The 25,240-nt window shown below is 73.0% G+C and carries 23 protein-coding genes; 12 read left to right on the top strand and 11 right to left on the bottom strand.

All coding sequences use genetic code 11. From position 1 onward, the window contains the following. The first annotated feature begins 44 nt into the window (after positions 1-44). Together ACH45N_RS25755 and ACH45N_RS25750 are read left to right on the top strand one after the other, a co-directional pair. Positions 45-1,385 carry an ABC transporter substrate-binding protein gene (locus tag ACH45N_RS25755; RefSeq protein WP_397398810.1) on the top strand — a complete coding sequence of 447 codons (1,341 nt, stop codon included), beginning with the start codon at positions 45-47 and terminating at the stop codon, positions 1,383-1,385. A gap of 120 nt (positions 1,386-1,505) precedes the next feature. After that, positions 1,506-3,344 carry a beta-galactosidase family protein gene (locus ACH45N_RS25750; RefSeq protein WP_397398809.1) on the top strand — a complete coding sequence of 613 codons (1,839 nt, stop codon included), beginning with the start codon at positions 1,506-1,508 and terminating at the stop codon, positions 3,342-3,344. 63 nt (positions 3,345-3,407) lie between these two features. Here ACH45N_RS25750 and ACH45N_RS25745 read toward each other — a convergent pair whose 3' ends face one another. From ACH45N_RS25745 to ACH45N_RS25735, 3 genes are read right to left on the bottom strand one after another with little or no spacing between them, the layout of a single operon-like run. Continuing rightward, a complete protein-coding gene (locus tag ACH45N_RS25745; RefSeq protein ID WP_397399503.1) occupies positions 3,408-4,328 on the bottom strand; it encodes a carbohydrate ABC transporter permease in 921 nt (306 codons plus the stop codon). 11 nt (positions 4,329-4,339) lie between these two features. Continuing rightward, on the bottom strand, positions 4,340-5,308 hold the full coding sequence (locus tag ACH45N_RS25740; protein ID WP_397399501.1) for an ABC transporter permease: 969 nt from the start codon (positions 5,306-5,308) through the stop codon (positions 4,340-4,342). A 14-nt stretch (positions 5,309-5,322) separates the two neighbouring features. Then, positions 5,323-7,002, bottom strand: a complete 1,680-nt coding sequence (locus ACH45N_RS25735) for an extracellular solute-binding protein (RefSeq protein ID WP_397398808.1) — start codon at positions 7,000-7,002, stop codon at positions 5,323-5,325. Positions 7,003-7,231: 229 nt separating this feature from the next. Here ACH45N_RS25735 and ACH45N_RS25730 point away from each other — a divergent pair, with 229 nt between their 5' ends. Then, the gene (locus ACH45N_RS25730) at positions 7,232-8,230 is read left to right on the top strand and encodes a LacI family DNA-binding transcriptional regulator (protein WP_397398807.1); all 999 of its coding nucleotides are present in this window, start codon (positions 7,232-7,234) and stop codon (positions 8,228-8,230) included. Positions 8,231-8,257: 27 nt separating this feature from the next. On the opposite strand, the gene ACH45N_RS25725 is transcribed toward ACH45N_RS25730, so the two are convergent. The 5 genes from ACH45N_RS25725 to hutH all read right to left on the bottom strand — a co-directional run bounded on the left by ACH45N_RS25725 (position 8,258) and on the right by hutH (position 16,252). Continuing rightward, positions 8,258-9,541, bottom strand: a complete 1,284-nt coding sequence (locus ACH45N_RS25725; RefSeq protein WP_397398806.1) for an amidohydrolase family protein — start codon at positions 9,539-9,541, stop codon at positions 8,258-8,260. Continuing rightward, positions 9,538-10,989 carry a formimidoylglutamate deiminase gene (locus ACH45N_RS25720; RefSeq protein WP_397398805.1) on the bottom strand — a complete coding sequence of 484 codons (1,452 nt, stop codon included), beginning with the start codon at positions 10,987-10,989 and terminating at the stop codon, positions 9,538-9,540. The genes ACH45N_RS25725 and ACH45N_RS25720 overlap by 4 nt, the downstream gene beginning before the upstream one ends. 109 nt (positions 10,990-11,098) lie before the next feature. Beyond that, the gene (locus tag ACH45N_RS25715) at positions 11,099-12,769 is read right to left on the bottom strand and encodes an allantoate amidohydrolase (RefSeq protein WP_397398804.1); all 1,671 of its coding nucleotides are present in this window, start codon (positions 12,767-12,769) and stop codon (positions 11,099-11,101) included. Between the two features lie 23 nt (positions 12,770-12,792). Then, complete coding sequence (hutU, locus tag ACH45N_RS25710) at positions 12,793-14,469, bottom strand: urocanate hydratase (RefSeq protein WP_397398803.1); 1,677 nt, start codon at positions 14,467-14,469, stop codon at positions 12,793-12,795. 40 nt (positions 14,470-14,509) lie between these two features. After that, the gene (hutH, locus tag ACH45N_RS25705) at positions 14,510-16,252 is read right to left on the bottom strand and encodes a histidine ammonia-lyase (protein WP_397398802.1); all 1,743 of its coding nucleotides are present in this window, start codon (positions 16,250-16,252) and stop codon (positions 14,510-14,512) included. Between the two features lie 328 nt (positions 16,253-16,580). Between hutH and ACH45N_RS25700 the strand changes: the two genes are divergently transcribed. The 3 genes from ACH45N_RS25700 to ACH45N_RS25690 all read left to right on the top strand — a co-directional run bounded on the left by ACH45N_RS25700 (position 16,581) and on the right by ACH45N_RS25690 (position 19,370). Next, positions 16,581-17,348, top strand: a complete 768-nt coding sequence (locus ACH45N_RS25700) for an IclR family transcriptional regulator (protein WP_397399499.1) — start codon at positions 16,581-16,583, stop codon at positions 17,346-17,348. A gap of 217 nt (positions 17,349-17,565) precedes the next feature. After that, positions 17,566-18,738, top strand: a complete 1,173-nt coding sequence (locus ACH45N_RS25695; RefSeq protein ID WP_397398801.1) for a UDP-N-acetylglucosamine--N-acetylmuramyl-(pentapeptide) pyrophosphoryl-undecaprenol N-acetylglucosamine transferase — start codon at positions 17,566-17,568, stop codon at positions 18,736-18,738. Then, positions 18,735-19,370, top strand: coding sequence for a hypothetical protein (locus ACH45N_RS25690; RefSeq protein WP_397398800.1), 636 nt, complete (start codon positions 18,735-18,737; stop codon positions 19,368-19,370). The genes ACH45N_RS25695 and ACH45N_RS25690 overlap by 4 nt, the downstream gene beginning before the upstream one ends. Before the next feature lie 33 nt (positions 19,371-19,403). Here the strand turns inward: ACH45N_RS25690 and ACH45N_RS25685 are convergent, their stop codons facing one another. After that, positions 19,404-19,826 carry a MarR family winged helix-turn-helix transcriptional regulator gene (locus ACH45N_RS25685; RefSeq protein WP_397398799.1) on the bottom strand — a complete coding sequence of 141 codons (423 nt, stop codon included), beginning with the start codon at positions 19,824-19,826 and terminating at the stop codon, positions 19,404-19,406. Between the two features lie 92 nt (positions 19,827-19,918). Between ACH45N_RS25685 and ACH45N_RS25680 the strand changes: the two genes are divergently transcribed. Beyond that, positions 19,919-20,734, top strand: a complete 816-nt coding sequence (locus ACH45N_RS25680; protein ID WP_397398798.1) for an SDR family NAD(P)-dependent oxidoreductase — start codon at positions 19,919-19,921, stop codon at positions 20,732-20,734. Between the two features lie 68 nt (positions 20,735-20,802). On the opposite strand, the gene ACH45N_RS25675 is transcribed toward ACH45N_RS25680, so the two are convergent. Further along, complete coding sequence (locus ACH45N_RS25675; RefSeq protein ID WP_397398797.1) at positions 20,803-21,636, bottom strand: phosphotransferase; 834 nt, start codon at positions 21,634-21,636, stop codon at positions 20,803-20,805. 104 nt (positions 21,637-21,740) lie between these two features. On the opposite strand from ACH45N_RS25675, the gene def reads away from it, so the two are divergent. Continuing rightward, positions 21,741-22,304, top strand: a complete 564-nt coding sequence (gene def, locus ACH45N_RS25670; RefSeq protein ID WP_397398796.1) for a peptide deformylase — start codon at positions 21,741-21,743, stop codon at positions 22,302-22,304. A gap of 310 nt (positions 22,305-22,614) precedes the next feature. On the opposite strand, the gene ACH45N_RS25665 is transcribed toward def, so the two are convergent. Further along, complete coding sequence (locus tag ACH45N_RS25665; protein WP_397398795.1) at positions 22,615-22,965, bottom strand: DUF429 domain-containing protein; 351 nt, start codon at positions 22,963-22,965, stop codon at positions 22,615-22,617. Between the two features lie 130 nt (positions 22,966-23,095). Between ACH45N_RS25665 and ACH45N_RS25660 the strand changes: the two genes are divergently transcribed. The 4 genes from ACH45N_RS25660 to ACH45N_RS25645 all read left to right on the top strand — a co-directional run bounded on the left by ACH45N_RS25660 (position 23,096) and on the right by ACH45N_RS25645 (position 25,108). Beyond that, the gene (locus ACH45N_RS25660; RefSeq protein ID WP_397398794.1) at positions 23,096-23,671 is read left to right on the top strand and encodes a shikimate kinase; all 576 of its coding nucleotides are present in this window, start codon (positions 23,096-23,098) and stop codon (positions 23,669-23,671) included. 87 nt (positions 23,672-23,758) lie between these two features. After that, positions 23,759-24,178 (top strand): GNAT family N-acetyltransferase, encoded by a 420-nt coding sequence (locus ACH45N_RS25655; RefSeq protein WP_397398793.1) that lies wholly within the window; start codon positions 23,759-23,761, stop codon positions 24,176-24,178. Between the two features lie 31 nt (positions 24,179-24,209). Beyond that, entirely contained in the window at positions 24,210-24,554 is a 345-nt protein-coding gene (locus ACH45N_RS25650; RefSeq protein ID WP_397398792.1) for a hypothetical protein, read from the top strand. Continuing rightward, the gene (locus tag ACH45N_RS25645) at positions 24,551-25,108 is read left to right on the top strand and encodes an isochorismatase family protein (protein WP_397398791.1); all 558 of its coding nucleotides are present in this window, start codon (positions 24,551-24,553) and stop codon (positions 25,106-25,108) included. Before ACH45N_RS25650 ends, ACH45N_RS25645 begins: the two co-directional genes overlap by 4 nt. Positions 25,109-25,240 lie beyond the last annotated feature (132 nt).

Below are 25,240 nucleotides of genomic sequence, written 5' to 3'. Positions count from 1 at the left end.
CACCAGAGACCGATCCGCTTGACGATGAAGTGAGAGGAACCACCATGACCATCCGCCACCACCGCGCGCTGGGCGTGCTCGCCGCGGCGAGCGCCCTGGCGCTCACCCTGACCGCGTGCGGTTCGGGGTCCGACGGCGGCGACGCCGCGGAGACCGTCTCCCCCGAGGACGTCTCCGCGGCCCTCGAGGAGGGCGGCGACCTGCTGGTCTGGGCCTGGGAGCCCACGCTGGACCAGGTCGTCAAGGACTTCGAGGCCGAGTACCCGAACGTGAACGTCGAGCTGGCGAACGTCGGCACCGGCAACGACCACTACGTGGCCCTGCAGAACGCGATCAGCGCCGGCTCGGGTGTGCCCGACGTCGCGCAGATGGAGTACTACGCCCTGCCGCAGTTCTCCATCGGCGAGTCGCTGGCCGACCTCGCGCCGTACGGCGCGAGCGACCTCGACGACACCTACTCCCCCGGCCCGTGGGGCGCCGTGACCAGCGGTGACGCCGTGTACGGCCTCCCGATGGACTCCGGCCCCATGGCGCTGTTCTACAACGCGAAGACCTTCGAGGAGGCGGGCGTCGAGGTGCCGGCCACCTGGGACGAGTTCGTCGACGCCGCGAAGAAGATCCACGAGTCGGACCCGAACACGTACATCACCGCGGACAACGGCGACGCCGGTTTCGCGACGTCGATGATCTGGCAGGCCGGCGGCCACCCGTTCGCGGTGGACGGCACCGACGTGACCGTGGACCTCGGCGACGAGGGCTCGACGAAGTTCGCCGAGATGTGGCAGCAGCTGCTCGACGACGACCTCGTCGCCGACGTGCCGGCCTGGTCCGACGAGTGGTTCCAGGGCCTGGGCAGCGGTGAGATCGCCGCCCTGGTGACGGGCGCGTGGATGCCCGCGAACCTGGAGTCCGGCGCCGCCCCGGCGTCCGGCGACTGGCGCGTCGCGCCCATGCCGCAGTGGACGGCGGGCGCCACCGAGACCGCCGAGAACGGCGGCTCCGCGCTGTCGATCACCCAGGCGAGCGAGAAGAAGGCGCTGGCCTACGGGTTCCTGCAGTACGCGAACGCCGGCGACGGCGTGGCCACCCGCCTGGAGGGCGGCAACTTCCCGGCGACGCTCGCCGACCTCACCGACGAGAAGTTCCTCGCCGAGGAGTCCGAGTACTTCGGCGGGCAGAAGATCAACGAGGTGCTCTCGGCGTCGGCCACCGGCGTCGTCCCGGGCTGGCAGTACCTGCCGTACCAGGTCTACGCCAACAGCATCTTCCCCGACACCGTGGGCCAGGCGTACACGGGCTCGACCCCGCTGTCGGACGGCCTGGCCGCCTGGCAGGAGTCGATCGTCAAGTACGGCAACGAACAGGGCTTCACCGTCTCCGAGTGAGTCGCGGCTGAGCTGACCGGGACGACGGCGGGGGCTTCCCCCGCCGTCGTCCCGTGTCCCCACCTACCCCCCACGCCTCGTGCCTCCGCCGCACGACCGCACCCCCCTGAGGAACCACACATGGCCACGTTCGAGATCGGACCCGAGGACTTTCTGCTCGACGGCGAGCGGATGCAGGTCGTCAGCGGTGCGCTGCACTACTTCCGCGTGCACCCCGACCAGTGGGCCGACCGGATCCGCAAGGCCCGGCTCATGGGCCTGAACACCATCGAGACGTACGTGCCGTGGAACTTCCACGCGCCCGACCCGGAGTCGTTCGACCTGACCGGGCGGCGCGACCTCGGCCGGTTCCTCGACCTGGTGGCCGCCGAGGGCCTGTACGCCATCGTGCGGCCGGGGCCCTACATCTGCGCGGAGTGGGACGGCGGCGGGCTGCCCGGCTGGCTGTTCGCCGACCCTTCGACAGGTTCAGGGCAGCGCCGCGCCGTGGGCGTGCGGCGGCACGAGCCGCGGTTCCTCGCGGCGATCGGCACGTACTTCGCGAACCTGCTGCCGCTGGTAGCCGAGCGTCAGGTGACGCGCGGCGGGCCGGTGCTCATGGTGCAGGTGGAGAACGAGTACGGGGCCTACGGGAACGACCCCCTGCCGGAGCGGCAGAAGTACCTGCGCGCCCTCGTGGACCTCACGCGCGAGCAGGGCATCGACGTGCCGCTGTTCACCTGCGACCAGGCGGACGACGAGATGCTCGCCCGCGGCGGCCTGCCGGAGCTGCACAAGACCGCGACGTTCGGCTCGCGCAGCACGGAGCGGCTGGAGATCCTGCGACGGCACCAGCCCACGGGCCCGCTGATGTGCATGGAGTTCTGGAACGGCTGGTTCGACTCGTGGGGCCTGGAGCACCACGTCGCTCCCGCCGAGGCGAACGCGGCCGACCTGGACGACCTGCTCGCGGCGGGCGGCTCCGTGAACCTGTACATGTTCCACGGCGGCACCAACTTCGGGCTGACCAACGGCGCGAACGACAAGGGCATCTACCGGCCCATCACGACGTCGTACGACTACGACGCGCCGCTCGCCGAGGACGGCACGCCTACGGCCAAGTACCACGCGATGCGCGAGGTGATCGCCAAGCACCTGGCGGTGCCGCAGGTCGGGGCGACGGACGCCGGCGCGCCCGCCCCGGCGCCGGTGCTGGACGTCGACCTGACCACCCACGTGCCGCTGGCCCACGCGCTGCCGAGCCTCCTGCGCGAGGACCTGCGCGCGTTCGGCTCGACGCCTACCACCGACGACCTGCGGCTGTGGTCGGGCTTCGCCGTCTACCGCACGCGGATCGCGCCCGACGACCTCGTGCTGACCGTCGCCGAGGTGCGCGACCGCGCCGTCGTGCTGGTGGACGACGAGCAGGTGGGCGTGCTCGACCGCGCGTCGCACACCTTCGCCGTCGCGCTGCCCGCCCGCGCGGGCGACCTCACGCTGCTGGTTGAGGACCAGGGCAGGGTCAACTACGGGCCCCGGATCGGCGAGCCCAAGGGCCTGATCGGGCCGGTGCGCACGGCGACCCGCACGCTGGACGAGTGGGAGGCCGGCGCGCTGCGCGTCGAGGACGCGCCGGAGCTGCTGCGCGCGGCCCTCGACGCGCCGGGCCGGGCGATGCCGGTCGTGGGCGACGGCGGCGAGCCGCGTCCGGTCGGGGCCGGGCTGTACCGGGCGGCGTTCGACTCGGCGGGCGGCGCCGACCACTTCCTGCGGCTCGACGGCTGGTCCAAGGGCCTGGCCTGGGTCAACGGCGAGCTGCTGGGCCGGTACTGGAGCCTCGGCCCCACGCACACGCTGTACGTGCCGGGCCCGCTGGTGCGCGACACCGACAACGAGCTGGTCCTGCTGGAGCTCCACGGCGCGGCCGGGGCGCGGGCGTCGTTCGTCGGGGGGCCGGACCTGGGCATCACCGAGCAGTAGGGCGAGGCCTGAGACGCGACGGGCTCGACCACCGGCGGCGGTGGCCGAGCCCGTCGGACCCGCTCAGCCCTTGACCGAGCCGAGCATGACGCCCGAGACGAAGTAGCGCTGGACGAACGGGTAGACGCACAGGATCGGGATGATCGTCAGGATCATCGTCACGGACTGGATGTTCGCGTTGATGGCAGCTGTCGTCGTCCCGGCGACCGCCGCTCCCTCGGACGCCGTGGTCGACGCGCCCGCGATGAGGTTGCGCAGGAAGAGCGTGACGGGAAAGAGGTCCTGCTTGTCGAGGTAGAGGAACGCCGCGAACCAGTCGTTCCAGTACGCGACCGAGTAGAACAGGATCATCGTGGCGATCACGGGCTTCGACAGCGGCAGGACGATCCTGCGGAAGATGCCGAACCAGCCCAGCCCGTCGATCTGCGCGGCCTCCTCGAGCTCCCGGGGCAGGCTCTCGAAGAAGGCCTTCATCACCAGGAGGTTGAACACCGAGATCGCACCCGGCAGGATCACCGCCCACATGGTGTTCTTCATGCCGAGGGCCGAGATCAGCACGTAGTTCGGGACGATGCCCCCGTTGAAGAACATCGTGAAGACGGCGATCCCGATGAGCACGCTCCGGCCCCGCAGGTGCGGCTTGGAGATCGCGTACGCGAAGGTCGTCGTGAGGACCATCGCGATGGTGGTGCCGAGGACGGTGTACAGGACGGTGTTGCCGTACGCGTTCCAGAACGTTCCGTTCTGTGCCACGGCCCGGTAGGTGTCGAGGTTGAACCCGACGGGCCACACGCTGACCAGGCCCGCCTTGATCGCGCCAGGGCTGGAGAAGGACTGGGCGAGCACGGTCACGAACGGGTAGAGCATCACCGCGCACACCAGCAGGAGCACCACCGTGTTCACCGCCGTGAAGGCCCGGTAGCCCCTGGTGTCGCGCGGGCCGACCGGTGTGCCCGCGCCCGCTCGGACGGACGGCGTCGTCATGGCGTTCTGGGTCACCACAGGCTTGCTCCCGTCACTCGCCGCGAGATGAGGTTCGCCGACAGCACCATGACGAGCCCGATGCAGGCCTGGAACAGCCCGATCGCCGCCGCATAGCTGAGGTTGTTGGACACCAGGCCGACGCGGTACAGGTACGTCGAGATGACGTCACCCGTGGAGTAGGTCAGCGGGCTGTACAGGAGAAGGACCTTCTCGAACCCGACGTTGAGGAAGGTCCCGATGTTGAGGATCAGCAGCGTGATCATGGTGGGCCGGATCCCCGGGATGGTGACGTGCCACGTCTGCCGCCACCGGTTGGCGCCGTCGATCCGCGCGGCCTCGTAGAGCGAGGCGTCGACCGTCGTCAGCGCGGCGAGGTAGAGGATCGTCCCCCACCCGAGGGTCTGCCACACCTCGGACCCGACGTAGATCGTGCGGAACCACTCCGGCCGCTGCAGGAACGGGACGGCTTCCCCGCCCAGGGCCTCGGTGATCTGGTTGACGGTGCCCTGCAGCGACAGGAGCTGCATGACCATGCCGGCGACGATCACGACGGAGAGAAAGTGCGGCAGGTAGGAGATCGACTGGACCGCCCGCTTGAACGCCTTCTTGCGCACCTCGTTGAGCAGGAGGGCCAGGACGATGGGCAGCGGGAAGCCGACGACCAGCGTGAGCGCCCCGATGGCGAACGTGTTGCCGAACACCTGCCAGAACGTCGGGTCGTTGATGAACATGTCGACGTAGAGCAGCCCTACCCATTCCTCGCCGAAGATGCTGCCGCCCGGCCGGAACCGGCGGAACGCGATGACGTTCCCCAGCATCGGGCCGTACCGGAAGATCAGGAGGAACACGATCGGCAGCACGGCCATCAGATAGAGAACGCCGTCGCGCCGCCAGACGACGCGCCACGGAACCTTGGACCCGTGGCGGCCCTGCCGACCGTCGGTCCGCGGTCGGCCGACCGCGGGCCGACGGTCGACCATCGGTTCGGCGACCACTATCCGTTGCTCTCGGCGAAACGCTCGTGGGCACCGTTGACGAGGTCCAGGTACCCCTGAAGGTTCTGGCCCTCGAGCTCGGCGACGTACGCGTCCCACTCGCTGAGGTCGCGCTCGCCGAGGATGAACTTCAGCGTGTTCGTGTTGACGGTGTCCGTGAGCGTCGTGGTCAGGAGCGAGGCCTGCTCGAGCTCCGCCTCGTTCAGCGGCGCGGGCGGGAACGGCTCGCGCGGCGTCCTCGTCGAGAGCACCGAGTCGATGTACTCGACGAACTGCGGCGAGTTGTACGACTCCTTCAGAGCCCTGGACTCGGTGGAACCCGAGAGAACCTCGTTGGAGAAGCCCAGGTCCTTCGCGATGTCCGTACCCGCTTCGAAGTTGATGTTGAACGAGTCGAGCGAGTAGCCGGGCTCGAGCGTGAACTTCCCGTCGTCGGACCTGGTGTAGGTCTCGCCCTCGACACCCCAGCGCAGCATCTCGCGGGCGTCGGGGTTGTAGTACAGCCAGTCCAGGAACTGCAGCATGGCGATGAAGTGCGGGTCGTCCTTGGCCTCGGCGTTGACCATGAAGCCGTTCCAGAAGTTGCGCGGCTCGACGACCTGGCCGGCCGGTCCGCCCGGCGGCGCGATCTGGACGACCTCGTGGTTGCCCTTGCCCACGGTCTCGTCGAGCGCCGTCGAGAACTCCTGCACCGTGCCGTTCGCACCGGAGGCGGCGAACACCTTGCCTGCGGCGAACTTCTCGGTGACGGTCCCGGCGCCGTCGTTGGTGGCGGTGAACGACTCGGGGTCCAGCAGCCCGTCGTCCACCAGGCCGCGGAAGTACTCGACCATGTCCCGGTAGCCGTCCGACGTGCCTGCATAGACGAACTCGCCGGACTCCTCGTCGAAGAACGTGCCGTCGCCGAAGCCCCAGCCGGCCCTGGTCCCGAAGGCGTGCGACGCGTAGTTGAGCATCGACGCGCCCTCGAACCCGTCGGCCAGCGGATAGCTGTCGGGGTAGGCGGCCTTGATCTTCTCGAGTGCGGTGCGCAGCTCGTCCCAGGTCTCCGGGATGGGCGCGCCGACCTCGTCGAACACGTCCTTGCGCACCAGGAGTGTGAAGACCGGGACCGAGACCTCCTGCAGGCCGGGCATCATGTAGTACTTGCCGTCGGCCTGGCGCAGGTTGTCGATCATCGGGCGCAGGTCCCACTCCTCCACGTACTTCTGGAAGTTGGGCATGTACTCCTCGTAGTCGCTGAGCGGCAGCACGGCGCCCGACGCCGCAAAGCTCTTCTCCTCGCCCGTGTAGACGAGCGGGATGATGTAGGGGGCGTCACCGGCGCTGAGCAGGAGGCTGCGCTTCTCCGTCGCGTCGCTGAACGGGATGTTGGTCAGGTCGAGGGAGACGTTCGTCCGCTCCTCGATCTCGTCGAAGACCTGCCAGGAGTCCTTGACCGGGGACTCGGGCCAGTCCGTCCAGAGCATCGAGAAGCTCATCGGCTCGGTGGCCTTGAACTGCTCGTCCGCCGCGAAGGTCGCCATGGAGCCCGCGGTCTGCTCGAGGCCGTCGACCTCGTCGCCCCCGCCGCCGTCCGTGGTGCATGCCGCCAGGGCGACCAGGACGGTCGCTCCGACGGCGGCCGTCAGGCGCCGGCCCGCGCGCCGTCCTCGCCGGGATATCACGTCACGAGTCATGTCTCTCCTCATTGAGAACCGGTCCCGCGCGTCGTTGCTCAGGACCTACCTACGACTGTCGTGCCTGGCCGACGGCGTTCGGCGACTCACCGAGTCGCACACCGACCGAAAACCTTTTCGTGCCGTTTTAGCGTTAAAATAGGGCAGTGTCCGGCACCCGTCAACCCCTCGACCGTCCGGTCCGTGGTGCAGTCCGGGTGGCCGGCAGGATTCCTCTGGGAGGTGGCAGATGGTCACGATGAGCGACGTCGCCCGGGAGGCCGGCGTCTCGATGATGACCGTGTCGAACGTGCTCACCGGTCACCGCCGGGTGATCGCGCCCACGCGGGACCGGGTCCTGGCCGCGGTCGACAGGCTCGGGTACGAGATCAACCTCACCGCTCGACACCTGCGGTCGGGCCGCACGGACACCGTCGCCCTGATCGTGCCGAGCTTTCACGACTACTACAGCGAGGTCGCCGACCGGATCGCGCCCTTGGTGGAGCAGGGCGGTCGCCACCTCGTGCTCGAGCGCACCGGTGCGCGGCCCCAGAGCGAGATCGAGTCGTTGGGCGTCGCCCGTCTGCAGATCTACGACGGCGTGGTCCTCTCGGTCGTCGGCCTGGACCGCGAGCGCCTGGAGAAGGTCCGGACCACGGCGCCGATCGTCCTCCTCGGTGAGCGGGAGGTTCCCTCGCGGTTCGATCACGTCCAGCTCGCCAACGAGGAGGGGGCGCGGCTCGCCACCGCGCACCTGCTCGCCCGGGGCGCCCGCAGGGTTCTCGTGCTCGGCGGCACCCTGGACGAGGCCTCCGGCATGGCGTCGTTGCGGCGGGCCGGGTGGGAGAGGGCGCACCGGGACGCGGGCGTACCCGCCGACCGCGCGCTCGTCGTCCCGCTGGCGGCGTACTCGGCACGTGAGTCGCACGGGGTGGTCGGCGACCTCCTGGACGCGGGTCTGCGCGTCGACGGCATCTTCGCGGTGACCGACACCGCGGCGATCGGGGCGCTGGCGGCGCTGGCCGACCGTGGGATCGCCGTCCCGCACGACGTCCAGGTCGTAGGTTTCGACAACCTGGACGCCGGGCGGTACTTCTCCCCCGCGCTCACCACGATCGACCCCAACCACGACGAGGTCGCGCGCAGCACGGTCCGCCTGCTCGACCGCCGGATGGCGGGCAGCGACGACCCGCCCGAGCGCGTCGTGGTCCCCGTCAGCCTCGTGGTGCGGGGCTCGACGCTGCCCTGACCAGCGCCTCCGCGGGCACGGACCCGGTCAGGGCCGCGCGCCGTCCTTCCAGACCTGGTGGACCAGCGGGACGCCCGGGCGGTACGCGAGGTAGGTGTGGCTCGGGGCGTCGAGCACGGTCAGGTCGGCCCGCGCGCCGACCCCCAGGTGTCCGACGTCGTCCCGGCGGAGCGCGAGGGCACCGCCCGCCGTCGCCGACCACACCGCCTCTGCGGGGCTCATGCGCATCTCGCGCAGCGCGAGCGCGACCACGAACGGCATGGACGACGAGTAGCCCGAGCCGGGGTTGCAGTCCGTCGCGAGCGCGACCGGCACGCCGGCGGCCAGCAGCCGGCGCGCGTCGGGGTACGACGACCGCGTCGAGAACTCGACGGCGGGGAGCAGGGTCGCGACGGTGCCGTACCCGGCGCCCGGGGCGCTGGCTCCCGGGGCGCTGCCCAGCGGGCGGGCCGGGCTCCACGAGTCCGCCAGCGCGGCGACGTCGGCGTCGGTCAGGTAGGTGCAGTGGTCCACGCTCGCCGCCCCGACCTCGACCGCGAGCTGTACCCCCGGGCCGGCCGAGAGCTGGTTGCCGTGCACCCGGGCGCCCAGGCCGGCACGCAGCCCGGCGCGCAGGACGGCGCGCGCCTCGTCCTCGTCGAACGCCGTGGGCGCGGCGGGCTCGCAGAACACGTCGACCCAGCGGGCGTGCGGGGCGCAGGCGGCGAGCATCGGGCCGGTGACGAGGTCGACGTAGCCGGCGCGGTCGGCGGCGTACTCGGCGGGGACGGTGTGGGCGCCCAGGTACGTCGTCTCGGGCGTGAGCTCCCGGGCGATCCGCAGCGTGCGGGCCTCGGTGGCGACGTCCTGGCCGTAGCCGCTCTTGATCTCGACGGTCGTGGTGCCCTGCGCGAGCATCTCGCGCACCAGCGCCCGGCCACGTGCCCGCAGCTCGTCCTCGCTCGCGGCGCGCGTCGCGGCGACCGTCGTCGCGATGCCACCGCCGGTGTAGGGCTCGCCGGTCATGCGCGCGGCGAACTCGGCGGCGCGATCGCCCGCGAACACGGTGTGCGAGTGCGAGTCCACGAACCCCGGGAGCACGCAACGTCCTTCGAGGTCGACGACGTCGTCCGCCGCCGGGGCCGACGCCGCCGGCCCCGTCCAGGCGATGCGGCCGTCCTCGACGACCACGGCGGCGTCGGGCACGAGGCCGATCCCGTCGGCGACGGTTTCCCGGCCGCCCGGCATGGTCCCGCCCCCGGCCGGCCCCGACCCGCCGTGCGCCGGGTCGTTGGTGACCAGCTCGCCGATGTTCGTCAGCAGCACGCTCATGTGTCGCTCCCCCTGGTGAGGTCGTGCGCGAGGTCGTAGGTGAGGTCCCGCGCGACGTCGCGCTCGGTCGCGGCCCAGATCTCGTCGATCGCGTCGGCGAGCATCCCGGCCACGTCGCCCGCCCGGTGCACGCCGTCGCGCACCACGAGCTCGCCGCCCGCCACGACGTCGGACACGTCGGTCGCACCCGCGACCAGGGCGATCTGTGCGGGGTCTGCCCCGGCCGTGCGAGGCGTGTCGAGGCGTACCGCGACGAGGTCGGCGGGCGCGCCCACGGCGATGCGGCCGGCGTCGGGCCGGCCGAGCGCGGCGTGTCCCGCCGACGTCGCCAGGTCGATCAGGGTCGCGGCGGCGAACGCACCGCGCCGGCCGCCCGCGAGGCGCTCGTGCTCCTCGACGCCGCGTGCCTCCGCCAGCACGTCGGCGCCGACGTGCTGGTCCGTACCGACGCTGAGCGGGCTGCCCGCGAGCAGCAGCCGGAGCCCGGGGGCGATGCCGTCGGCGAGGTCGCGCTCCGTCGTCGGGCAGAGGCAGACGCCCGTGCCCGAGCCGCCCAGCAGCGCGACGTCGTCGTCGGACAGGTGCACCGCGTGCACCGCCGTGGTGCCGGGTCCGAGCGCCCCGGCATCGTGCAGCAGCCGCGTCGGCGTGACGCCGAAGGCGGCGAGCGCCGCCTCGTTCTCCCCCGGCTGCTCGGACAGGTGGACGTGCAGCGGCGCGCCGGCGTCCCGCGCCCAGCGCGCGACCGCGGCGAGCTCGTCCGGCGCGACGGCGCGCACCGAGTGGGCTGCGGCGCCGACCAGCACGCGGTCGTCGTCGGCCCAGGCGGCGCGCAGCGCGTCGACGCGCCGCGCCCACCGTTCGACCGAGCCGTCGCCGAACCGGGCCTGCTCCGGTGCGAGGGGCTCGTGACCCTGGGGGCCGAGGCCGCCGTGCAGGTAGCAGGTGTCGAGCAGCGTGAGGTGCACGCCGGCGTCGCGCGCGGCGGACCGCAGGGCCTCGGCCATGGCGTTCGGGCCGCCGTCGGCGGCCGGGTACGGCGTCCCGTCGGCGCGGTGGTGCACGTAGTGGAACTCGCCGACAGCGGTGGTCCCGCCGAGCGCGAGCTCCGCGAGCACGGCGCGGGCCAGGCGTTCGTACCGGTCGGGTGTCAGCGCTGCGGCCAGGGCGTACATGCCCTGGCGCCACGTCCAGAACGACCCGCCGTCGGCGTGGGTGCGCCCGCGCAGCGCGCGGTGGAACGCGTGCGAGTGGGTGTCCGCGAGGCCAGGGAGCACGATGCCCCGGAGCCGCACGTCGCCGTCCGACGGTGGGGTGCCGGGCGCGACGCGCACGATCCGCCCGCCGTCGGTCTCGACCCGGACGGACTCGGCGACGTGGCCGGGGGCCGCGTCAGGCGCCTCGTCCGGCGCCGGCAGCCAGGCCCGTTCGCACCAGAAGCTCGTCACGACTCTCCTTCCACGTGCCACGCTCTCTCTGCTCGACGATCCCCTTTGAGGCCCGGGTTTCTCCGCTTTGACGTGCTCCACAGCGGAGAAACCCGGGCCTCGAAGGGGATCACCGCGGGTCCGCCGGAACCGACGGCGCGCGCCCGGCCTGCCGGGCAGACCCGTTCGGTCCGGACGGCAGCCTCGCCGGGGCCGTCAGGAGGTCCGCGAGGACGGCCGTCAGGGCACGGACCCCGGCGTCGCAGTCCGCCTGCTCGGCGTGCTCGGCCGGTGAGTGGGAGACGCCGGTCGGGTTGCGCACGAACAGCATCGCGCTGGGCACACCGGCGGCGGCGAGGATGCCGGCGTCGTGCCCGGCGCCCGTCCCGATCACCGGCGCGGGGAGGGCGGAGCCCGGCCGCCCGACGACGTCGGCGAGCCGCGCGGCGAGCGCCGGGTCGAACACCGTGGCCGGCGTCCAGGACTCCTCGACGGGCCGCCACGCGCCCAGCCCCGTGCCGCCCGCGACACCCCGGCCGCTGCGGTCCGGGTCCCCCGCGCTGTCCCCGGCCCGCCCGTCGGCGGTGTGGGTGCCGGCCCCGCCGTCGGCCGCGTGGCTACCGGCCCGACTGTCGGCCGCGTAGCTGCCGACCCCGCCGTCGGCCGCCGAACGTAGGGTTGGTCGCTCTGTGAGCCCTGATGCGGCGACTACTCCTACGTTCGCCGGCTCGCTGCTCGACGGCGCGCCGATCACCGAACGGACGGCCTGTTCCGTTTCGGCGCGGGCGTCGATCCAGGCACGCACGCGGGACGGGATCGCGTTGACGCCGTTCGGCTCGACCTCGACCTTGGCCAGCGTCGCGAGGGCGCCGGTGTGCTCGGCGGCGGCGCGGACGTCGGTGATGAGCCGCGCGAGGTCGAGCATCGGGTCGTGCCGGTGCGCCAGCGGTGTGGTGCCGGCGTGGTTGGCCTCGCCGGCGAGGTCGACGCGCCACCGGCCGTGCGGCCAGATCGCGGCGCCGACAGCGACGGGCGCGGCCTCGTCCACGGGCAGGTCGGCGAGGTACCGGCCCTGCTCCACGTGCAGCTCGACGAAGACGCCGATGCGCGCGAGGGCCTCGGGATCGCGGCCGTAGTGGTCGAGCCGCACGCCGCCACTGCGCCAGGTCTCACCACCGCCGACACCGACGCCGACGCCGCTGGGCGAGACCCGCCCGAGCACGTCCGCGAGGCTGTCCCCCGCCCGGTCGCGCAGCGCGAGCAGCCGTTCGGCCGGTACCGTCCCGGTCACGGCCCGCGAGCCGAGGCAGGCGAGCCCGAACCGGGCGCCCTCCTCGTCGGAGAAGTTCACGATCCCCAGCGGCCGGACCGGCGTGACACCGGAAGCCCGCAGCGCGTCGAGCGCCGCGAACGCGCTCGCCACACCGAGCGGGCCGTCGAACGCGCCGCCGGCCGGCACCGAGTCGAGGTGGCTGCCGGTCACGACGCCGGGACCGTCGGCGTCCGGGTCGCCCCACCACGCCCACTGGTTCCCGGCCCGGTCCACGGTCACGTCCAGGCCGCGCGCCGCGGCCTCGGCGGCGAACCACTCACGCAGGGCGAGGTCGTGAACGGTCCAGGCGAACCGCTCGTACCCGCCGGACGGCGCCCGCCCGACGTCGGCGATCGCCGCGAGGAACCCGCCCACACCGGTCGAGCCCACCCTGCTCGAGCCCGCCCTGCTCGAGCCCGCGCCCGGCGCCGCGCTGCGGGGCTCCCCGCGCCCGACCCCGCCGTCCGACACTCCGCCGACGGCCGCCAAACCCGCACCCGTACCCGCACCAGTCACGACGTTTCCCGCATCGGCACCCGCAGCCCGCCGCGCTCCGCGGCCGCGACGGCGTCGTCGTACCCGGCGTCGACGTGCCGCAGCACGCCCGTCGCGGGGTCGTTCGCGAGCACGCGCGCGAGCTTCTCGGCGGCGAGCGCCGTCCCGTCCGCGACGGACACCTGCCCGGCGTGGATCGACCGTCCCATGCCGACGCCGCCGCCGTGGTGCAGCGAGACCCACGTTGCGCCCGAGGCCGTGTTGACCAGGGCGTTCAGCAGCGGCCAGTCCGCGATCGCGTCGGAACCGTCGGCCATCGACTCCGTCTCCCGGTACGGCGAGGCCACCGAGCCGGAGTCCAGGTGGTCACGCCCGATCGCGAGTGGCGCGGAGATCTCACCCGATGTGACGAGCTCGTTGAACCGCAGCCCCGCGACGTCCCGCTCCCCGTGCCCGAGCCAGCAGATGCGCGCGGGCAGGCCCTGGAACGCGACCCGGTCCTGGGCCGCCCGGATCCAGCGGCCGAGGTGGTCGTCGTCGGGGAAGAGGTCGAGCACGGCCTGGTCGGTCACCGCGATGTCGCGGGCGTCCCCGGAGAGCGCGGCCCAGCGGAACGGTCCCTTCCCCTCGGCGAACAGCGGCCGGATGTACGCGGGCACGAACCCCGGGAAGTCGAACGCCCGGCCGTAGCCGCCCTGCCGCGCCTCGTCGCGGATCGAGTTGCCGTAGTCGAACACCTCGGCGCCCGCGTCCTGGAAGCCGACCATGCCCTCGACGTGCCGCGCCATCGACTCGCGCGCCCGCTCGGTGAACCCCTCGGGGTCCTTCTCGGCGAGGTCGGCCCAGTCCGCCAGCTCCACGCCGGACGGCAGGTACGACAGCGGGTCGTGCGCCGACGTCTGGTCCGTCACGACGTCGACCTCGACGCCGCGGCGCAGCAGCTCCGGCACGACGTCGGCCGAGTTGCCGACCACGCCCACCGAGAGCGCGCGCCGGTCCCGCTTGGCGGCCAGCGCCAGCTCCACGCCCTCGTCCAGCGAGGACGCGACGACGTCGAGGTAGCGCGTCTCGACGCGCCGGTGCAGGCGGGCCGGGTCGACGTCGACCACGAGGCACACGCCGCCGTTGAGCGTGACGGCCAGGGGCTGGGCGCCGCCCATGCCGCCGCAGCCGCCGGTCAGGGTGAGCGTGCCCGCGAGCGTCCCGCCGAACCGCTTGGCGGCCACGGCCGCGAACGTCTCGTACGTGCCCTGCAGGATGCCCTGGGTGCCGATGTAGATCCAGGAACCGGCCGTCATCTGCCCGTACATCGTCAGGCCGAGCTGCTCCAGCCGCCGGTGCTCGGGCCATGTGGCCCAGTCGCCCACGAGGTTGGAGTTGGCGATGAGCACGCGCGGCGCCCACTCGTGCGTGCGCAGCACGCCCACGGGCCGGCCGGACTGGACCAGGAGTGTCTCGTCCTCGCGCAGGTCCGTCAGGGAGCGGACGATCGCGTGATAGCTCGGCCAGTCCCGGGCCGCGCGGCCGGTGCCGCCGTAGACCACCAGGTCGTCGGGCCGCTCGGCCACCTCGGGGTCGAGGTTGTTCATGAGCATGCGCAGCGGCGCCTCGGTCTGCCAGCTCCGGGCGGTCAGGCTCGTGCCGCGCGGGGCGCGGACAGGGACGGGGGTCCCCCGGTCGTACGGCTGGTTCACTTCGGTCTCCTTCGGCTCTCGGCTGGGGTGTGGGCGCGGCTCAGTGGAGGTGCCCGACGGCACCCGCGGCGGCCGCCACGACCTGTGCGCCGGCCACGAGCCGCACCACGTGCTCGATCTCGGGGGCGAGGTACCGGTCGGGTCCGGGTCCGGGCACGACGGCGCGGACGACGTCGTGGACCGCCGCCGTACCCGCCGCCGGGGCCTGTTCCCGCAGGTCCAGGGCACGCGTGGCCGTCAGCACCTCGATCGCGAGCACGCGGGTGAGCCCGTCCACGGAGCGGCGCAGCTTGCGTGCGCCGGCCCAGCCCATGGACACGTGGTCCTCCTGCATCGCGGAGCTCGGGATGGAGTCCACGCTCGCGGGCGCCGCGAGGCGCTTGAGCTCCGAGACGATCCCGGCGGCGGTGTACTGGGCGATCATGTGCCCGGAGTCGACGCCGGGGTCGTGCGCGAGGAACGCGGGCAGGCCCTCGTTGCGCGCGACGTCGAGGAACCGGTCGGTGCGCCGCTCGCTCATGCTCGCCAGGTCGGCGGCCGCGATGGCGAGGAAGTCCAGCACGTACGCGACGGGAGCACCGTGGAAGTTGCCGTTGGACTCGACCCGCCCGTCCGACGTCACGACGGGGTTGTCGATCGCGGAGGCCAGCTCCCGGCCCGCGACCGTGGCCGCGTGGTCCAGCGTGTCGCGGGCGGCGCCGTGCACCTGGGGCGCACACCGCAGGGAGTAGGCGTCCTGCACGCGGGTGCACGCGGGGTTCCCGGCGTCGTCCAGCTCGCGGTGGCTCGCCATGAGCGGCGACCCCGCCAGGAGGCGGCGCATGTTCGACGCCGACGCCGCCTGCCCGGGGTGCGGCCGCAGCGCGACCAGGTCCTCGGCGAACGGGGCGTCCGAGCCGAGGAGGGCCTCGACGGACAGGGACGCGGCGACGTCGGCCGTGGTGAGCAGGCGGCGCAGGTCGTGGATCGCGAGGCAGAGCATGCCGAGCATGCCGTCGGTGCCGTTGATGAGGGCCAGGCCCTCCTTCTCGGCGAGGACCAGCGGCTCGATCCCGGCGTCGGCGAGCGCCCGGGCCGCATCGACGACGGCGCTGTCGTCGTCGGTGGACGAGCCGGCCTCGCCGGCCGAACCTGCGCCGCCGGCCGAGCCTGTCGAGGCCCCCCGCCGGACGACCCGCACCTGCCCCTCCCCCATGGCGGCGAGCGCCACGTGCGCGAGCGGCGCGAGGTCGCCGGAGCAGCCGAGGGAGCCGTACTCGTGCACCACGGGCGTGATCCCCGCGTTGAGCATGCCGGCGTAGGTCTGCGCCGTGACCGGACGGGCGCCCGTATAGCCCGTGACCAGGGTCGCGAGCCGCAGGAGCTGGAGGGCGCGCACCACCTCGGTCTCGACCTGCGGCCCGGATCCCGCCGCGTGCGAGCGCACGAGGCTGACCTGGAGCTGCGCCCGCATCTCCGCGGGGATGTGCCGGCGGGCCAGCGCGCCGAAGCCGGTGGAGACGCCGTAGTGCGGCGCGGCGTCGTGGGCGAGGTCGTCGACGACGGCACGGGTCTGCGCCATACGGGCCAGCGCGCCCTCGTGGATCTCGACGGTCGCGCCGTGCCGGGCGACGGCGACGACCTGCTCGACGGTCAGCGGAGTGCCGTCGAGCACGACGTGCCGGGGCAGGTCGTGCCCGGTCCGGTCGTGCGGGGCCTGTTCCTGGGGCTGGTCGTGCCCGGGCCGGCGGGGAGCGGACGCGCCGGTGGCGGGCGTCGTCGCCGCGTCGTGCAGGGTGCTCATGCGCTCATCGAACCCCGCCGCGACCCCGCTGGCGCGGCCACGGGCGGCGATAGAGTCTGGGATACGAGACAACCGCTCGGGTTGGCATGGTCGGCACTTCGGGGTAGTCGGCACTTCGGGGTAGTCGGCACTTCGGGGTAGTCGGCACTTCGGGGTGGTCGGCGATCTGTCAGGTAGTCGGCAGCTCGGATTGCCGACTACCTGACGGACTACCGACCACCCGAAACTGCCGACCAGCCATATGAGCCACACCACCCGCACCCGCACCCGCACCAGCACCAGCACCAGCACCAGCACCAGCACCAGCACCAGGCAGGAGACCAGCACCGTGGGCACCAGCAGCAGCGTCCCCGCCGCGCGCACCACCGCGCGGCTGCTCTCGTTCCTCGCGGCGCAGCCCGGTCCGGTGCCCGCGGGCGCGATCGCGCACGGCCTCGGCCTGCCCCGGTCCAGCGTCTACCACTTGCTCTCCGTGCTGGGCGACGAGGGCTTCGTGCGGCACTTCCCCGACGAGCGCCGCTACGGCCTGGGTGTCGCGGCCCTCGGCCTGGGCAGCGCGTACAGCCGGCAGGCGCCGCTCACCCGTCTGGCGGCGCCCGTCGTCGCCCGCCTGGTGGAGGCCGCCGGCGAGAACGGGCACCTGGCGGTGCTGAACGGCCGGGAGGTCCTGTACCTGGTGGAGCAGCGGGCGGCGGGGCGTCCGCCCCTGGTGACCGACGTCGACGTCCACCTCCCGAGCCACCTCACCGCCAGCGGCCGAGCCGTCCTCGCGCTGCTACCACCGGCGCAGGTGCGTGCCCTGTACCCGACGCCGGGGTCGTTCACGGACCTGACCGGCGCCGGGCCGCGCACGCTACGCGAGCTGCGCGACGTGCTGCGCCTGGCCCGGGCGCGCGGCTTCGCGGTGGAGGACGGCGAGGTGACGGCGGGCTTCGCGTCCGTGGCCGCCGCCGTCGTCGACCACACGGGCCGCCCGGTCGCGGGACTGGCGATCACCTTCCGCTCCGAGGAGTACGACGACGACGCCCGAGCCGGCCTCGCGGAGCAGGCGACCCGGGCGGCGCGCGAGGTCAGCAGGCGACTCGGGGCGCGGTGATCTACGTCTCACCGAGGACCGTCGGAGGGCGCCCAGCGCTCCTCTTCGAGGCCAGAGTTTCTCCGCTTTCGGGCCACCGAAAGAGGAGAAACTCTGACCTCGAAGAAGACCCGCTGAACTGCGACTATCCGTACCTCACTGGCGAAGCGGACGACCGCCGTCGACCCCCTAGAGTTGGGAGCACGCCCCCTTCCGCTGCCGTCCAGGGAGATGTCTCGTGAGTTCACAGCCGTCCGAGTTCCGACTGCTCGTCACCGGTGGCGGGACCGGCGGCCACACGTACCCGGCGCTCACGACGCTGCGCGCGCTGCAGGCCCGGCTGGCCGAGTCGGGCACCGCCGTCAGCGTCCTGTGGGCGGGCACGGCCGACGGGCTGGAGGCCCGGGTCACGGCGTCCGAGGGCATCCGGTTCCTGCCGGTGGCGACGGGCAAGCTGCGCCGGTCGGCCAACCCGCTGGGCATGCTGTCGGCCAGCAACATGAAAGACATGGCGCGGGTGCCGATCGGCGTCGCGCAGGCCCGGTCGATCGTGTCCGAGTTCAAGCCCGACGTGATCCTGTCGACCGGCGGCTACGTCGCCGTCCCGGTCGGCATCGCGGCGGGCCTGGTCCGCCGTCCGCTCGTGGTGCACGAGCAGACCGTGCGGCTCGGGCTGGCCAACCGCCTGCTGGCCAAGCGGGCCACGCGCATCGCCGTGTCGTCGCCGTCCACCCTGGAGCTGCTGCCCGACGCCGTGCGCGAGCGGGCCGTGGTGACCGGCAACCCGGTGCGCGCCGAGGTGCTGACCGGCGAGCCGCTCAAGGCCGTCGACGCGCTGGGCCTCGACTCGTTCGACCCCGACCTGCCGGTCCTGTACGTCACGGGCGGCGCGCAGGGCTCGGTGCAGATCAACGAGCTGGTCGCCGAGACGCTGCCCTGGCTGCTCCAGCGCGCGAACGTGATCCACCAGTGCGGCCCGAACAACCTCAAGGAGATGTTCGAGCGCACCGCCACGCTCCCGGCAGAGCTGGCCGCGCGGTACCGCGTGCTCGGGTTCGTCGGGGCGGAGCTGCCGGACGTGCTCGCCCTCGCCGACGTCGTCATCTCCCGCAGCGGGGCCGGGACCATCGCCGAGCTGACGGCGCTGGGCAAGCCCGCGGTGCTGATCCCGCTGGCGTCGTCCGCCGGGAACGAGCAGGCACACAACGCCCGCCGGCTCCAGGACCTGGGCGCGGCCGTCGCCCTGGAGGGCGACCTCACGTTCTCGGACCTCCGCGGGGCGCTGGCCGGGCTCCTGGACGACGCCGGACGGCGCGAGCGCATGGCCGACGCCGCCCGCAAGAACGGGGTGCCCGACGCCGCCGAGCGGCTCGTGGACCTGCTGCTGGAGGTCGCGGGCGCGCGGAAGTGAGGGGCTCCGCGGGTGTCGGGGCAGCACTGGCAGTCGCCGCCCTCGCGCTGGTCGTGGGCTGCCAGGCCGACACCGGGATCACGTTCCACGGCGACGACGACGAGCACCCCCTGTCCTTGCAGTCGGGAGGCGGCGCCTTCGCCGCGTCCGCGGAAGATCGTGGTCCGGACGGAACCTGGACGACGACGTTCGGGTCCTTTCTCCCCTGCATCGCCGACGGAGACGGCCCGATCGTGATCGACGGCGTCGACTGGACCAGCGACAAGGATCTGGACCCACTCTCCGTGCGGGTCTTCCTCCGGTCGTTCGACGACTCGACCTCGGACCCGATCGCCAGCATGCGCGGCACGCCGCTCCAGGACGGTCCCGTTGCCCTCTCGGGCAGCATCCAGGAGGGGGTCGAAGGCTTCCGGGTCGAGCGAACCTGCGCGGACAGCGCCGACAACATGGGCCAGACCGAAGAACTGCTCGTCGCTGTGAAGGCGGACGAGGGCGGCGCCCATGTCGGGGACCTCACGGTCCGCTACACGACGCCGGACGGGAGGAAGTTCGGCGCGGTCAGTGAGTGGCAGATGTACATCTGCGGGTCGGAAGTCCCGGAGGATCTCTGCGACGGGAATCCCGCGACCTGAACACACGCCCCGCAAGAACCGGGGCACAGGCCCTCAGCTCCGCGCCGCGAGCGCCTTCGCCAGCAGCCCGGCCAGCTCCCGCAGGTCGTCGGCGTCCAGGCCAGCGAACGGGGTCCGGTCCAGCGTCCCTGCGATGACCTCGGTGCGCACGCGTCGGCCCTCCGCCGTCAGGACGACGACGCGCGACCGGCGGTCGTGCGGGTCCGTGGCGCGCTCGACCAGGCCCCGCTCGACGAGCTGGTTGGTCACGAAGCTCAGGTTCGGCGCGTTGCAGTGCAGGCGTTCGCTCATCACCTTCATCGACGGCGGCACCTCGTCGGGGTCGATGACCCACAGCGCCTGCGCCGTCTGGAGCGTGAGCCGGTGCCGCGCGACGACGTCGGCCGCCCGGTCGCCCGTGAGCATGAAGAGCTCGTGGTTCGCCCGGACGACGGCTTCGAGATCGGTCTGGCTCATCCGGCGATCCTAGCCCGTATTAGTTCGAGACTCGAAGGTGTTAGGGTCCAAACTACTTCGAGACTCGAAGCATTCACGGACGAAGGCGGACCATGTACAGCTACCGCGGCACCACCACACTCGTGACCGGAGCCTCCCGCGGGCTCGGCACGTCCTACGCGACCGAGCTCGCCCGGCGCGGATCAGACCTCGTGCTCGTCGCGCGCTCGGCCCCGGAGCTCGACGCGCTGGCCGCCCGGCTCCGCGCCGCGCACGACGTCGCGGTGACCACCCGCGCGACGGACCTGACGGATCCCGACCAGGTCGCCGCCCTCCTGCGCGACCTCGGCCCCGCCTCGGTGCCGGTCGACCTGCTCGTCAACAACGCGGGCATGGGCCCGGCGGGGCCGTTCCTGGACCGCCCGCTCGAGCCCCAGCAGACGGCGGTGGATCTCAACGTCACCGCGCTCATGGCGCTGACCCACGGGTTCGGCGCCGCGATGACGGCCCGGGGCCACGGCGGCATCATCAACGTCGCCTCGACGGCGGCCTTCCAGCCCATGCCCTACCAGGCCGCCTACGCCGCGACCAAGGCGTTCGTGCTGTCGTTCACGGAGGCGGTGGCCGAGGAGCTGCGCGGCACGGGCGTGCACGTGATGGCGGCGCACCCCGGCGGGACGGAGACCGCGTTCTTCGCGGGGACCTCGCACACCATGGACCCGCGGTTCCTCGACTCCCCCGGGGACGTGGCCCGGCGGACCCTCGACGACTTCGCCCGCGGCAGGAGCGCGTCGTACCCGGGCCGGCGGCTGAACCAGGTCGGATCCTGGCTGCCGCGCTTCCTCCCGCGCACCACGACCGCGTGGATCACCGGGAAGCTCAACAGCAACCGCGGGCTCGACGCCGTCCGCGCGGTGCCCGCCGCCTGACGGCGCCCGCCCCTGACGGCGCCGTCGCGCCCCGACCAGCCCGGACACGCGCGCGGCCGCGCGGCCGGTCAGCCGAGCTGGTCCCGGACGACGGCCTCCGCCTGACGCCGGACCGGGTCCGCGATCTCCGGGTACGCGCCGATGCCGACCAGCCGCAGGTACTTGTCGGCGGCGGCGAGCTGGGCGACCGCGCCGGAGTAGGTGCCGAGCACGTCGGCGAACTCGGCGCGGACCCGGGCGGCGACGTCGGGCTGGAGGACCGCGGAGCAGGCGAGGACGGCGGCGTCGTAACCGGCGGGCGCCCAGCCCCAGTACTCCCAGTCGAGGATCGACAGACGCGGGGCGGTGAGGTTGCCGAAGTGCAGGTCGCCGTGGGCGACCTCCCACTCGATGCGGCCGAGGTCGATCTCCACGCCGAACCGGGCGAGGATCGAGGACCGGACGGCGTCGGGCTCCAGGACCCGGCGTTCGGTCGCGGTGACCCGGCGCAGGGTGTCGAGCCCGGCCCGCAGCCCGGTCCACCAGGTGTCGGGCAGGTCGACCGGATGGTCGAGCACGAGGCCGGTGCCCACAGCGGGCTCGTCCACGAAGGTGATCAGATCGGCCCGGACGACCTGGTCGACGTCGTCCCATCGCGCAGCCCACTGGGCGGTCCGCAGGTGCCGGGGCATCGGGACGTCGTCGAAGGCCTCGCCCGTCGCGGTGGCGATTCCGTCCCAGATCTCGCCCTGCGCCCACTCCGGCGGCTGCGCCGTGACCCGCAGCCACGCCGGGCCGGACGTGCGGACGGCGAGGGTCCGGTCATAGGACCCGCGGATCGGCTCGCCGTCGAGCGTCACACCGAACCGGGCGGCGGCCTCGGCGAGGAGCCCGGCGAGCCGGTCCCGGCGTGCGTCCGACATGTGTCTCCCCTGGTGATGCGCCCTGAGCCGAGCGTGGATGCGCACCACGGAACCATGCCGCGGGTACGGTGGCGCGGAACCACGCCCGGCCCGGAAGGAATCGAGTGAGCCAGCACCGCAGCGACGACAACTGGATCAAGGGTGTCGCCGACGACGACCTCGTCACGATCGGCGACCCACGGCTGAAGGCCCCCACCTCGGAGATCGAGGCCGGCGCTGCCCAGGAGCTCCTGACGACCCTCACCACCCGGCTGCGCGAGCTGAAGGGCGCCGGTTTGGCCGCCCCGCAGATCGGCGTCTCGGTGCGGGCCGCGATCGTCGAGGTGCGCCGGACCGACGTGTTTCCCGACCGGCCCGAGACCGGCCTGATCCAGCTCCTGAACCCGACCGTCCTGGAGCGCTCCGCCGAGACGGTGCTCGACTGGGAGGGCTGCTTCAGCGTGCCCGGCTACCTGGGCCAGGTGCCGCGGTCCGCGAGCATCACGGTCCGGTACACCGACGAGACCGGCCAGGCGATCACCAGCGAGGTCAGCGGGTACGCGGCGCGCGTCTTCCAGCACGAGATCGACCACCTCGACGGCCTGGTCTACCTCGACCGGATGCCCGACCTGACAAGCCTCACGACGACGCAGAACTACCTGGACCACCACCGTCCGACGTCGGCATAGGGCTCCGGCCCGCCAGTCGGGCCGGACGCCCGGCACGCCAGAGGCCGGCAGAGGCCGGCAGACCGGGCGGCGGCCAGGTCGGACAGCGGCGGGTGGGACGGCGGCGGGCCGGACGGCGGCCGGGTCTCGTCGTGACAGGCGGAGGGTGCCGGACCTGCCGGAGAACGTCCACGTGCACCCCGCCAAGTTCGCCCCAGCTGAACAATCCTGCAGAGGCGGACAACCCGTGGCCCCGGTGAACGAAGTACGCCGCACCCGACACCCCTCACCCGCGTGGTGTGTGACCACAGCCCGGCCACCAGGGCGTTGGTCAGGCGTGGATGCTCGCGGCAATTCCGTCGAGCTCCTCCGGCGGATCGGGGTGACGCACGCCCACTCCCTCCGCCACGCGCCGCGCTGTCCAGCACGCCACGGCGGCGTCGACCTCCAGGATGCGTGGCCCGAGCGCCCACGCCTGCCGGCTGATCCCCTTGCCGGACACCCGACGCGCGATCTCCAGCGCCGCGGCATAGTCCGGCGCCGTCAGTGCCGCGCGTGGCGGCGTCATGAACACGGACGGCCATCGCGGTCCAACAGCCAGGCGTGCCAGCACGTCGGCTTGCCGATGTCCGGCACCGTCGGGCATACCGATGGGGATGACGATGCCCAGCACCCGGACCATGCCCTCATCGTCACCGACACCGGCGCGCGGAGCACGGGCTGTTCCGCACCATGCGCGGAGCGTCGCTGCACCCACCACCGCGCCGTGGGTGATACTTACGCATTTCGCCCACAGCACGGGAGGCTCGTCGATGATCCTGGTTGGCCCGCTCGCCGCGGGGAAGTCCACGCTCGGCGCCCTCGTCGCCGAGCGGATCGGGCTCCCGTTCGTGGACATCGACGACATCGCCTGGGCCTACTGCGCCGAGGTCGGCTGGAGCCTGGACCGGCTCCTGGAGCGGGACGATGCCGTCGGCTGGGCCGCCGCCGAGCGCGAGTGGGAGCCGGCCCGCGCCCACGCCGTGCGGCGTGTCGTCGAGGAGCACCCCGAGGCGGTCATCGCGTTCGGCGCCGGCTACACCAGCTTCACCGACCCGCAGCACGCCGACCAGGTGCGGCGGGCGCTGGCACCGGTCCCCGACGTCGTCCACCTGGTGCCCAGCCCCGACCCCGAACGGTCGGTGACCGTGCTGCGCGAGCGCGCGGTCGCGAGCCGGGGCAAGGACTGGATCATCGAGGGCCACGACTGGATCGCGCGGTGGGTCGCGGAGCCGCTGGCCGGCGAGCTCGCCGCCGCCACCGTCTTCACCGACGGCGTCACCCCCGAGGAGTCGGCCGACCAGCTCGTGCGACTCCGCGAGCGCCTGCTGGCCGAGCTCGCGGCGTAACGGCGCCTCGCGTCAGGCCGTCGCCACCAGCCGCTCCAGGGCCGCCCAGCCGCCATTCCGGGCCGCGCGCATGCTTAGGGTGCCTTCATGAGCGACGACCCGTACCTCCTGGTCCCCACCGCGCCCAGCGTCGACGAGTACCTGCACCTGCGCGCGGCCTCCGGCCTCTCCCCCAAGAACGCCGAGCAGGCCGCCCCCGTGCTGACGTCGAGCTGGGCCTTCTGCCACGTCCGCGAGCTGGCGACGGACCGGGCGGTCGCGATGGGCCGGACGCTCGGTGACGGCGGCTGGTACTTCCACATCGCCGACATCGCGACCCTGCCGGAGCACCAGGGCCGCGGGCTCGGCCGTCGGGTCATGACGTGGCTCCTCGACCAGATCGCGGACCGCGCGCCCGCCGACCCCTACGTCACGCTCAACGCGGACGAGCCCGGCCGGCCCCTGTACCGCAAGCTGGGGTTCGTCGAGACGGCACCCGCGAGCATCGCGATGCGCCTGGCCCGGTAGCGCCCGTGTCGGACCTGGCACGATACGACCCGTGACCGCCGAGCCCCGCCATCGCCTGCGCTGGATCGTCGCCGCGGTCGTGGTCGCGACCGTCGTCGTCCCCCTCGTGGCGCTCGGCACGTCCGGGTACGACACCGCCCAGGACCGGTGGGCGTGGCGCCTGGCCGACCTGGACCGCAACGAGCTGCACCTGTCGCCGCACGCGAAGGCGATCGAGGACGGGACGGTCGTCGAGGAGTCGTCGGGCCACGTCGTGGTCAGATACTCCCGCGACATCAGGGACTGGATGGGCGGCTACACCGGCAAGGTCGAGTCCGTCTGCTACCAGTTCTCCTTCGCCGATCCCGACGACTTCCACGAGGTTGCCTGCCCATGACCACGCCCCCGACCACCGCCGTCCTCCTCATCGACCTCCAGGCCGACGTCGTCCGCGGCTGCTTCGACGCCGACGGCGTCGTCGCCCGCTCCGCCGCCCTCGCCGAGCGCGCCCGCGCCGCCGGCACGCCCGTCGTCTGGGTACAGCACCACGAGCCGGGCCTGGAGCGGGACACCCCGGGCTGGGCCCTCGCGGACGGGCTGGACCGCCGCTCCGACGAGGCGCTCGTGCACAAGGCGTACCGCGACTCGTTCGCCGACACCGACCTCCGCGACGTCCTCGACGCGCTCGGCACCACGCGCCTCGTCGTCGCGGGCGCGCAGTCCGACTTCTGCGTCCGCACGACGACGCAGCGGGCCGCCGCGCTGGGCTACGACGTGACCCTCGTGAGCGACGCGCACACCACCGGCGACACCGTGTGGGACGGCGTGGCGATCACCGGCGATCAGATCGTGGCCCACACCAACATGTACTTCTCGGGCCTGCGGTACCCGGGCCGCGCGTTCGGCGTCGCCCGGCACGACGAGGTTCCGCTGACCAGCCAGGCCTGCTAGCGTCCCTGGCAGTCGTCCGGGTCCGCATCGGCCCGGGCACCACGTTTGTACCGCCCGGTGTCGGGGGCGGCGGCAGGGGCGCGTGTCCCGTCCCACCGCAGTCCTGGATGTCCCCTGGCGGGCCACGGGTCG

The sequence above is a fragment of the Promicromonospora sp. NPDC019610 genome (genome assembly GCF_044389365.1).
In the GTDB taxonomy this organism is placed as follows: Bacteria; Actinomycetota; Actinomycetes; order Actinomycetales; family Cellulomonadaceae; genus Promicromonospora.
The sequence above is the reverse complement of the archived record's forward strand: the minus strand, read 5'-3'. Positions and strand labels throughout refer to the sequence as shown.

Bases quoted from the DNA above. Each gene is read 5' to 3' on its own strand.
- ACH45N_RS25755 (WP_397398810.1), top strand. From the start codon at position 45: ATGACCATCCGCCACCACCGCGCGCTGGGCGTGCTCGCCGCGGCGAGC.
- ACH45N_RS25750 (WP_397398809.1), top strand. From the start codon at position 1,506: ATGGCCACGTTCGAGATCGGACCCGAGGACTTTCTGCTCGACGGCGAG.
- ACH45N_RS25745 (WP_397399503.1), bottom strand. From the start codon at position 4,328: ATGACGACGCCGTCCGTCCGAGCGGGCGCGGGCACACCGGTCGGCCCG.
- ACH45N_RS25740 (WP_397399501.1), bottom strand. From the start codon at position 5,308: ATGGTCGACCGTCGGCCCGCGGTCGGCCGACCGCGGACCGACGGTCGG.
- ACH45N_RS25735 (WP_397398808.1), bottom strand. From the start codon at position 7,002: ATGACTCGTGACGTGATATCCCGGCGAGGACGGCGCGCGGGCCGGCGC.
- ACH45N_RS25730 (WP_397398807.1), top strand. From the start codon at position 7,232: ATGGTCACGATGAGCGACGTCGCCCGGGAGGCCGGCGTCTCGATGATG.
- ACH45N_RS25725 (WP_397398806.1), bottom strand. From the start codon at position 9,541: ATGAGCGTGCTGCTGACGAACATCGGCGAGCTGGTCACCAACGACCCG.
- hutH (WP_397398802.1), bottom strand. From the start codon at position 16,252: ATGAGCACCCTGCACGACGCGGCGACGACGCCCGCCACCGGCGCGTCC.
- ACH45N_RS25685 (WP_397398799.1), bottom strand. From the start codon at position 19,826: ATGAGCCAGACCGATCTCGAAGCCGTCGTCCGGGCGAACCACGAGCTC.
- ACH45N_RS25680 (WP_397398798.1), top strand. From the start codon at position 19,919: ATGTACAGCTACCGCGGCACCACCACACTCGTGACCGGAGCCTCCCGC.
- ACH45N_RS25675 (WP_397398797.1), bottom strand. From the start codon at position 21,636: ATGTCGGACGCACGCCGGGACCGGCTCGCCGGGCTCCTCGCCGAGGCC.
- ACH45N_RS25665 (WP_397398795.1), bottom strand. From the start codon at position 22,965: ATGGTCCGGGTGCTGGGCATCGTCATCCCCATCGGTATGCCCGACGGT.
- ACH45N_RS25660 (WP_397398794.1), top strand. From the start codon at position 23,096: ATGATCCTGGTTGGCCCGCTCGCCGCGGGGAAGTCCACGCTCGGCGCC.
- ACH45N_RS25655 (WP_397398793.1), top strand. From the start codon at position 23,759: ATGAGCGACGACCCGTACCTCCTGGTCCCCACCGCGCCCAGCGTCGAC.
- ACH45N_RS25645 (WP_397398791.1), top strand. From the start codon at position 24,551: ATGACCACGCCCCCGACCACCGCCGTCCTCCTCATCGACCTCCAGGCC.